5 protein-coding genes and 1 pseudogene are annotated in these 9635 nt (G+C 67.4%); all 6 read left to right on the forward strand.

Translation table 11 applies throughout. From position 1 onward, the window contains the following. The first annotated feature begins 49 nt into the window (after window positions 1-49). The 6 genes and pseudogenes from GXW74_RS19450 (at window position 50) to GXW74_RS19480 (ending at window position 9504) form a co-directional block, all read left to right on the forward strand. Window positions 50-1207, forward strand: a complete 1158-nt coding sequence (locus GXW74_RS19450) for an efflux RND transporter periplasmic adaptor subunit (RefSeq protein ID WP_246523691.1) — start codon at window positions 50-52, stop codon at window positions 1205-1207. Continuing rightward, on the forward strand, window positions 1207-4341 hold the full coding sequence (locus GXW74_RS19455) for an efflux RND transporter permease subunit (protein ID WP_246523692.1): 3135 nt from the start codon (window positions 1207-1209) through the stop codon (window positions 4339-4341). Before GXW74_RS19450 ends, GXW74_RS19455 begins: the two co-directional genes overlap by 1 nt. A 10-nt stretch (window positions 4342-4351) precedes the next feature. Beyond that, window positions 4352-4822 (forward strand): hypothetical protein, encoded by a 471-nt coding sequence (locus tag GXW74_RS19460; protein WP_211848208.1) that lies wholly within the window; start codon window positions 4352-4354, stop codon window positions 4820-4822. Window positions 4823-4957: 135 nt separating this feature from the next. After that, window positions 4958-5413, forward strand: a complete 456-nt coding sequence (locus tag GXW74_RS19465; protein ID WP_211848209.1) for a hypothetical protein — start codon at window positions 4958-4960, stop codon at window positions 5411-5413. Between the two features lie 26 nt (window positions 5414-5439). Beyond that, window positions 5440-7685 (forward strand): annotated as a pseudogene (locus tag GXW74_RS28055) (DUF3141 domain-containing protein). A gap of 277 nt (window positions 7686-7962) precedes the next feature. Beyond that, complete coding sequence (locus GXW74_RS19480) at window positions 7963-9504, forward strand: patatin-like phospholipase family protein (protein WP_211848211.1); 1542 nt, start codon at window positions 7963-7965, stop codon at window positions 9502-9504. Window positions 9505-9635: the final 131 nt, after the last annotated feature.

Here is a 9635-nt window from a genome sequence, read left to right on the forward strand (position 1 = left end):
TAGTGCATTTTACATTTGCACTCTCGAGTGCAATTTGATAGCTGTTTAGATGCAAGTCAAGGCCGCCGGCCGGAACGGCACCATCGTCGCAGGCCGGCCGCCTACCTCATCGTTCTCGGCTCAGAAGGGTCCATCCATGTTCAAGTCTCGGTTTGTGGCGGCAGCGCTGCTCGTGGCGACCGTGGCTGGCTGTGACGACCCTGCGCCGCCGGCACCACGGGCCCGACCCGTGCGGGTGGTTACGGTCGAAGGCCGGGCGGCGGGCGAGACCATCTCGCTGACCGGCCAGATCCGCGCGAGGGACCAGGGCAGCGTCGCGTTCCGCCTCGACGGGCGCATGCTCGAACGGCCCGTCAACGTCGGCGATACGCTCCGGCCGGGCGACGTCGTCGCGAGGCTCGATCGGCAAAACCAGGAGAACGCGCTGCGCTCGGCAAGGGCAGCCCTGTCGGCGGCGGAGGCAGTGCTGACCCAGGCCCGGCTGACCTTCCGGCGCCAGCAGGAACTTCTGCGGGACGGATGGACACCGCGCGCCCGCTTCGACGACGCGCAGCAGGCGTTGCAATCCGCACAGGCCCAGGTCGACGCCGCGCAGGCGCAGGTTCGGATCGCGGAGGATCATCTCGGCTACACGACCCTCTCCGCCGATGTCGCCGGCGCCGTGACTGCGGTCGGCGCCGAACCGGGCGAGGTGGTCCGCGCAGGGCAGATGATCGTGCAGATCGCGCGCGAGGGCGGCCGCGATGCTGTCTTCGACGTGCCAGAGCAGCTCATCCGCACGGCGCCGCGCGACCCGGAGGTCGAGATCGTGCTCACCGATGATCCCCGGATCAGGGCCGTCGGCCGCGTGCGGGAGGTGTCGCCGCAGGCGGACCCCGCCACGCGGACCTTCCAGGTCAAGGTCGGCATCATCGACCCGCCCGAGAACATGCGGCTCGGATCCACGGTCAGCGGCAGCATCCAGCTCGAAGCGCCGCCGGGTGTGAACCTGCCCGCAAGCGCGCTGACGGAGGCGAACGGGCGTCCGGCCGTATGGGTGGTGGACCCGGAAAGCCGGACCGTATCGCTGCGCAACGTGGAGGTGGCGCGCTTCGACCCCGGTCGCGTCGTCATCTCGCGCGGTCTCGAGGCCGGCGACGTCGTGGTCACCGCCGGCGTGCAGGTGCTGCGGCCCGGTCAGCGGGTGCGCGTGCAGGGAGCCGTGTGATGCAGCGCTACAACCTGTCCGAATGGGCGATCCGGCACCGTTCCCTTGTCGCGTACTTCATGCTCATGGTCGCGGTGGCCGGCGTGTACTCGTACCTCCGCCTCGGGCGCAGCGAGGATCCGGAGTTCACCATCAAGACCATGGTGGTCCAGGCCGCGTGGCCCGGAGCCACTGTCGCGGACACGCTCCAGCAGATCACCGATCGCCTGGAGCGCACGCTCCAGGAAACGCCGAACCTCGACTACCTGCGCAGCTACACGACTGCGGGCCAGACCACGATCTTCGTCAATCTGCGGGACTCCACGCCGGCCTCCCAGGTGCCCGACATCTGGTACCAGGTGCGCAAGAAGGTCGGCGATATCCGTCAGACCCTGCCGCGCAGCGTGGTCGGGCCATTCTTCAACGATGAGTTCGGCGACACCTTCGGCATCGTCTACGGCTTCACCGCGGACGGCTTCACGCACCGTGAACTGCGCGACTACGTGGATGAGGTTCGCCAGCGCCTCCTCCAGCTGCCGGACATCTCCAAGGTCGAGGTCCTGGGTGCGCAGGATGAGCGCATCTATGTGGAGTTCTCGACCGAGCGGCTGGCCGGACTCGGCCTCGACCGCTCGGCCCTGATCGAGGCCCTGCGGGCGCAGAACGCGGTGACGCCCGCCGGCGTTGTGCAGACCGAGGATGAAAAGATCCTTGTGCGGGTGTCCGGCGACTTCAGGTCGGAACAGGACATCCTCTCCGTCAATTTCGTCGCCAATGGCCGAATGCTTCGCCTGGGCGACATCGCGCGCGTGACGCGTGGCCCGGCCGATCCCGCCCAGCCCATGTTCCGCGTCAATGGACAGGAGGGCATCGGACTCGCCATCGCCATGCGCCAGGGCGGCGATGTCCTCGCCCTCGGGCATGACGTCGAGCGGACGATGGCGGAGATCGTCACGGACCTGCCGGTCGGCATCGAAGCCCATCTCGTCGCCGACCAGCCCGTGACCGTCGAGCACGCGGTGCACGAATTCATGGAGGCGCTGTGGGAAGCCGTCGCCATCGTCCTCGCGGTCAGCCTGCTGAGCCTCGGCCTGCGGGCGGGCGCCGTGGTCGCCCTCGCCATCCCGCTGGTGCTCGGCGTGGTGTTCGTGGCGATGGAGCTCTTCGGCATCGACCTCCAGCGGATCTCGCTGGGCGCCCTCATCATCGCCCTCGGACTGCTGGTGGATGATGCGATGATCACCGTCGAGATGATGGTCACGCGGCTGGAGCGCGGCGACGACAAGGAACAGGCCGCGACCTTCGCCTATACCTCGACCGCATTCCCCATGCTGACCGGCACTCTCGTCACCGTCGCGGGATTCGTGCCGATCGGCTTCGCGCAGAGCGCCGCTGGCGAATACACCTTCTCGATCTTCGCCGTCGTCGCCATCGCGCTGATCGCGTCCTGGTTCGTCGCGGTCCTCTTCGCCCCGCTGCTCGGCGTCTGGATCCTGAAGAAGCCGAAGGTGCCGCATTCGGAGGAGCCGGGGCCGATCATGCGCGCCTTCCGCGGCTTCCTCGTGCTGGCGATGCGCGCGCGCTGGATCACGATCCTGCTGACCTTGGCTCTGTTCGGCGTTTCCCTTTACGGCACGCGCCTCGTCCCGCAGCAGTTCTTCCCGCCATCGGACCGGCCCGAGTTGCTGGTCGACCTCCAGCTGCCAGAGACGTCCTCGATCCAAGGCACTCGCGAAGTCTCGGCCCGCCTCGATCAGCTCCTCGCCGGCGACGCGGACGTGGATCACTGGAGCACCTATGTCGGCCGAGGCGCAGTCAGGTTCTACCTGCCCCTCAACGTGCAGTTGCCGAATGACTTCTTCGCCCAGGCGGTCGTTGTCACCAAGGGCCTGGAACAGCGTGAGCGTGTGCGGGCGCGCCTCGAACAGGCACTGGCGACGGACTTCCCGAGCGTCGCCGCGCGCGTCTACCCGCTGGAGCTCGGCCCGCCGGTCGGATGGCCACTCCAGTACCGGGTCAGCGGACCCGAGGCGCAGCAGGTGCGCGAGATCGCCTGGCAGGTCGCGCAGGTCATGGGCAGCGGTGCGGGCGTCCAGAACATCAACTTCAACTGGATGGAGCCCGCGCGCGCGCTGAGGATCCGCGTCGACCAGGACCAGGCCCGCCTGCTCGGCCTGAGCTCCGAGGCTGTGGCGGATGCGCTGAACACCGTCGTGTCCGGCGTGACGGTCACCGAGATGCGGAGCGGCATTCGCCTCGTCGACGTCGTGGTTCGCGCCTCTCCGGAGCAGCGCATGTCGCTCTCCACGATTCGAACGCTGCAGGTGCCCCTCTCGAACGGCAGGACCGTGCCGCTGACCCAGGTCGCCTCCGTCGAGTACGCGCAAGAGTACCCGCTCGTCTGGCGTCGCAACCGGAGAACGACACTGACGGTCCAGGCCGACGTCACCGCCGGCATGCTGCCCGCCACGGTCGTGCAGGAGCTGGCCCCACGGATCGCGGAGCTGCGCGCCAGCCTGCCGGAGGGCTATCACATCGCCGTCGGCGGCACCGTCGAGGAGAGCGCCAAGGCACAGGGCTCCGTGATCGCGGTGATGCCCTTGATGCTCCTGCTGACGCTCACGGTCCTGATGGTCCAGCTCCAGGGCTTCAGCCGCCTGTTCCTGGTGCTCAGCGTCGCACCCCTCGGCATCATCGGCGTCGTCGCGGCCCTCCTGCTCTCGGGCAAGCCGCTCGGCTTCGTTGCGATGCTCGGCGTGCTGGCGCTGACCGGCATGATCGCGCGCAACTCGGTCGTGCTCATCGATCAGATCGAGACCGAAAGGGCGCATGGAAAGCACCCCTGGGATGCCGTGGTGGAGGCCACGATGCACCGCTTCCGCCCGATCCTGCTGACCGCTGCCGCCGCGATCCTCGGCATGATCCCGATCGCGCCGACGATTTTCTGGGGGCCGATGGCCTACGCAATCATGGGCGGCCTGGCGGTCGCGACGGTGCTGACCCTCGTCTTCCTGCCGGCCCTCTACGTCGCCTTCTTCCGCATCAGGGAGCCGGAGGCCGGCCCGGATTCGGTTCAGCCCGAAGCGGCGGCGGAAGCTGCGATCGGTGCCTTCGATGGCCCCCCTGACGCCAGCATTGCTGCGGCCGCACGGTGAGGGACCAGAGATGGAAATCGATTCAGCCCTGCTGAGCTCGGGTGCGGCGCTTATCGGGGCGCTGATCGGTGGCGGCGCATCACTCGCCGTCGCCATCTATACGCAGCGCAATCAGGACCGCCTCCAGCGCATCGCGCAGGAGATCACGAAGCGCGAAGGCCTCTACGCCGAGTTCATGATGAAGGCGTCAAACCTGCTCATCGAGGCCTATGTCCACGACACTGACGCGGCCGAGCTGACCGAGGGTGGAGAACGGCTCATCGGCATCATCAATCGCATGAGGCTGTTTGCACCGCCGGACGTCGTGGAGGAGGCGGAGGCCACCCTGAGGGCGATCATCGAGATCTCACTCCGGCCACGCGTCGGGCTGGGGGAACTCGCCAGGGAGGCGCTGTCGAAGCGACCCGATCCCGATCGGCTTCTCCGGTTCGGCGAGCTGTGTCGCGCCGATCTGGAGAATGTCCGTCGGACCACGGCCTGAAGCGGGACGTGACCGCGATGCACGATCCCTTTCGTACCGATGGTTCCCGACGCGCGAGGCACAAGGCTCTCGCGCCGGCCCGTTCACCATCCTGCGTCCCGCAACGGAGGACGCAGCAGCAGCGGAGCGAACGCAATGGAACTTTCCCCCCAGGAGCTGAGTGCGGACGCCGTTCATGCCTACGTGCAGGAGCGGAAGAGGCGCGACGACGAGGAAAGACGCAGCCACGACGGGGCCACGAAGGCAGAACGGGAGAAGCTGCATCGCGAGTTCCTGGAGCGCGATATCCCGCCCGATGCGATGAGCATCGTCGCGACGCTCGTCCGCAGGGCCGTGGATACCGGCGACAGGAGGGCACTGCTGTTCCAGTTTCCGTCCGACTGGCTGCCCGACTCCGGACGCGCGGTCACCAACCATGATGCCGACTGGCACGACCATCTCGAAGGCTTCGCCCAGCGCGCCTACGCCTACTACGAGCGCGAGCTCAAACCGCGCGGATTTCAGCTCCGCGCGGAGATCCTCGACTGGTCTGACGGCATGCCGGGCGATGTCGGATTCTATCTGCAATGGAAGCGACCGGATGAGGAGTGAATGACATGGAAGCGCAGTCCACCCAAATGATTGCCGATCGACGCCGCGAAACCCTGCCCGCCGTGAGGCCGGCGGATCCCCCGACGGGCCAGCGGACACCCGCCTGGCCCGTCGACCCTGTCACCGAATACTGCCTCGATGCGGCACAGCGCGCGATCCTGCTCCTGGACGTGCTGCGCCAGCGCGGCAACAATGCGCTCGAGTACAGCGCCCGCGTCACCCCGCACGTCCTCGCTTTCGAGTTTGAGCTGATTGCGGACGGCCGCGATCTCGAACGCCCGGTCAACTACGGCCTGGTGCGCATCATCCCGCCGGCCGGCACCGTCCCCGACGATACGAAGCGCCCCTTCGTGATTTTCGACCCGCGCGCCGGGCATGGCCCCGGGATCGCCGGCATGAAGCAGGACAGCGAGATCGGCGAGGTGCTGGCCGCCGGCCATCCCTGCTATTTCGTGGGCTTCGTGCCGCATCCCATTCCCGGCCAGACGATCGAGGACGTCTGCCTGTCCGAGGCACGCTTCGTCGAGATCGTGGCGGCGCGCCATCCTCTCGCCCAGGGCAAGCCGGTCCTGATCGGCAACTGCCAGGCCGGCTGGCAGGTCATGATGACGGCTGCGATCCGCCCGGACCTGCCGGGGCCGATCCTCCTTGCCGGATCGCCGCTCTCCTATTGGGCGGGCATTCGCGGCCAGAGCCCGATGCGCTATCTCGGCGGCCTGCTCGGCGGCACCTGGCTGACCTCGCTCGCCGGCGACCTCGGCTGCGGCATCTTCGACGGGGCCAGCCTTGTGGCCAATTTCGAGGCGATGCACCCCGACAACACCTACTGGAAGAAGCTCTACGAGGTCTACTCGAAGGTCGACACCGAGGCGCCGCGCTTCCTCGAGTTCGAGAAATGGTGGGGCAGCCCGGTCCTGACCAACGCCGAGGAGATGCAATACATCACCGACAACCTGTTCGTCGGCAACAAGCTGAGCACCGGTCAGCTCCGCACCGCGCAGGGTCTGCGCATCGACCTGCGGAACATTCGCACGCCGATCATCGTGTTCTGCTCCTGGGGTGACGACATCACGCCACCACCGCAGGCGCTCGGCTGGATCCTCGACCTCTATGAGCGCGAGGACGAGATCGTCTCCAACGGGCAGACGATCGTCTACTCCCTGCACCCCAGCGTCGGTCATCTCGGGGTCTTCGTCTCCGGCAAGGTCGCGACGAAGGAGTACAAGGAGTTCGCGCAGTGCATGGATCTCGTCGACCTCATGCCGCCCGGCCTCTACGAGGCCGTCATCACCGAGGTGGACGACGACACCGAGAACCCGCAGCTCGTGAAGGGCGCTATCTCTTCGCCCTTGAGAGGCGATCGCTGGATGACCTTCGCTCTCTCGTCAGGAACGATCCGTCCGACGATCGGCGCTTCGAGACGGTGGCGCGCCTGTCCGAGGTGAATCAGGGTCTCTACGCGACCTTCGTACGGCCGGCGGTGCGAGCCATGGCGACGCCGCAGACCGCGGAGGCATTGCGGCTGCTCCACCCCAACCGGCTGCAGTTCTCGCTGTTCTCGGATCGCAACCCGTTCATGGCGGCGGTCGGACCGGCGGCCGCGCTGGTCCGGCAGGATCGACGCTCGGCCGAGGACCGCAACCCGCTGCTGGCAGCGGAGCACCTTGTCTCCGACGGCATCCAGTTCTGGCTGAAGTCCATGGGCCGGGCGCGCGACATGCTTACCGAGCACTTCTTCCACTCGACCTACGGGTCGCCCGCACTCCAGGCGGCGCTGGGTCTTGCTGCGGAGAATGCCGGAACGCCCCGTCACGCTGCACGCGAGTCCGCGCGGGAAGCCGCTGCGAGCGCGACCCGTGCGGACGCGGAGGCGGCTGTCGATGTCGGCGGAGTCGTCGAGGCATTCGTTCGGGCGGTCATGTACGTCGCCCGGCCGGTTGGGCAGGTGGATGAGCGGGGCCTTGCAGCTCTGAAGGAGGTCGAGGCCCTGCTGCCCGCTGAGGAGCGCCCCGGCTTCGTCCGATTCAAGGAGATGGTGCGCCAGCAGTTCCTTGCACTGCACCTCGACGAGGAGCGGGCGATCGAGGCTCTGCCGAAGCTTGCCGGGACTGACGAGGATCGCCGATGCGTTCTGGCCGGCCTTGGCCATCTCATTTCGCTGCGGCCGTCGCTCACGGCGGATCAGCAACGAAGGCTGGAACGCGTGAATGCACTGCTCACCGCGCCGAGCGCGGTAGCGCCGGAGCGGAAGCGTGTCGGGGCGAAGCAATGAGGAATGCGCCGGCGGGCGGCCGACTGGGTCTTCGGCGTCCTGCCGCGCAGGGCACGATCACGTTGCCTGCGTGGTCCTCAAACGCGTGGCGCCGGTCCCATCGACCCGTCGCGCGCCTCGCTGCACCAGCGCCCCTCGGAGGCGGGCTACCCCTTGCCGAGGAACCGGGCTGGCGGAAGCCGGCGCGCAAGGACCGGCTTCGTCCGCCGCGGGGACGGCGTTCTCCGGCCGCGCGGCATCGGCGTGTCGAAACGGCTGAACTCGAAGGAAGATCGCAATGATCCTGGGTCTCGCCTCGGAGCACACGAAGCGTCGGCGCAGCGTGGCCTTGGTCCCGGGTGCAGTGGCGACGTTGAAGACCATCGGTCAGGGCCTCCTGGTCGCTGTCGGGATTCTGATGGCGGGCTGCGCGTCGGTTGTCTCCTCCGACACGCAGCCATTGCCGGAAGCGCGGCTCGAGCCGTTGGGCGCGGAGCACATCTCACGGGGCGGGTATCGCCTGGACAGCCTCCCGGTCTCCAAGGATGCGCCGGACCTCGTCGTGCTTGTGGCCTTCTCCGGCGGCGGAAAGCGTTCCGCCGCCTTCGGCTACGGCGCGCTGCGGGGCATGCGGGAGGTCATGGTCTCGACGCCCAGCGGGCCCCGCCCGTTGCTCGATCAGGTGGATGCCATATCGGGTGTCTCGGGTGGCAGCTTTCCCGCGGCCTATTATGGTCTCCATCGGGAGCAGACCTTCGGCGGCTTCGAGCGGGATTTCCTGTACTCCGATACCAACAGCTACATCTACGGAACCTATTTGCTCCCGTGGAACTGGGGATGGCTCGTAGATCCCGGTGTCGGCACCAACGACTACATGGAGCGCGCCTATGATCGCACCATGTTCCGGGGCGCGACCTTCCGAGATCTCGAAGCGCGTGGACGTCCCCTGATTGCCATCGGCGCGACCGACATCGCTTACGGCACCCCGATCCTGTTCAACCAGGACATGTTCGACGTGATCTGCTCCGATCTGTCGGCGTTACCGGTGGCGCGTGCCGTCGCCGCGTCCAACGGCTTCCCGGGCCTGTTCTCGCCCGTAACCCTGACCAACCACGCCGCGCGTTGCGGCGGGCGGCGGCCCGGCTGGCTGCGCCGGATCGGCACCGAAGAACGCCAGAACCCGTTGTCCCGCGCCGGTGCAGCTGCAATCAGGACGGAACGCTACCTCGATGCCGAGCGCACCCGCTACGTACACCTCGCGGACGGCGGCATCGCCGACAATCTCGCGATGCGGGCCGCCGGCAGCACGACGCAGGCAATGTCCACCGCGGACCTGAGGGAGAGCGGCCACCTCCAGGTGCGGCGGGTCCTCATGATCAGCGTGGATGGCCAAGGCGCGCAGGACAGTTCTGTGGCGCGGCGCAGGACGGTCGGCGGGCTCTTTCAGATGCTTGGTCTGGTCAGTGGCGCCCAGATCGATAGCTACAATTTCGAGACGCTGATCACTGTTACAGAGCAGCTCAATGCCCTCACCGACAGGCTTCGCCAGGCCCGATGTGCTCAGGGACGCCTCGTCAATGGCGTGCCATGCGGTGATGTGTCGTCGGAGCTGGTCCACATTTCGCTCACCGGGCGCCCGGAGTCCCCCGAAAAGGATCGACTGCTTGCGATCCCGACGGGTCTGACGCTGGAGCGCGACGACGTCGATCTCCTTGTGCGGGCTGGGTACGAAGCCGTCTTGCGGTCACCGAGGCTCCGAACGTTCCTCGGGGCCTATCCGGCGGCGGCGGTGGCACCGAGACCGGCAGCCAACGCTGGGGCGTCGAGACGAGCAAGGTAGGGATGGGCCGCATGGATGCATTCCGGAAGGATGAAGCCTGATACCCGGCGCACAAAGGGCGGACTCTTTGGGTTGATCCGACGCGGCCGGACATGATTCATCGGCGGGCATGGCTTCGAGGAGCGGACCAT

This window comes from Neoroseomonas eburnea (genome assembly GCF_018129005.1).
Taxonomy (GTDB): domain Bacteria; phylum Pseudomonadota; class Alphaproteobacteria; order Acetobacterales; family Acetobacteraceae; genus Neoroseomonas; species Neoroseomonas eburnea.

What these genes read in the sequence shown, in the direction of transcription:
- GXW74_RS19480 (WP_211848211.1), top strand. Translation starts at nt 7,963, where the DNA reads ATGATCCTGGGTCTCGCCTCGGAGCACACGAAGCGTCGGCGCAGCGTG.
- GXW74_RS19460 (WP_211848208.1), top strand. Translation starts at nt 4,352, where the DNA reads ATGGAAATCGATTCAGCCCTGCTGAGCTCGGGTGCGGCGCTTATCGGG.
- GXW74_RS19465 (WP_211848209.1), top strand. Translation starts at nt 4,958, where the DNA reads ATGGAACTTTCCCCCCAGGAGCTGAGTGCGGACGCCGTTCATGCCTAC.
- GXW74_RS19450 (WP_246523691.1), top strand. Translation starts at nt 50, where the DNA reads ATGCAAGTCAAGGCCGCCGGCCGGAACGGCACCATCGTCGCAGGCCGG.
- GXW74_RS19455 (WP_246523692.1), top strand. Translation starts at nt 1,207, where the DNA reads ATGCAGCGCTACAACCTGTCCGAATGGGCGATCCGGCACCGTTCCCTT.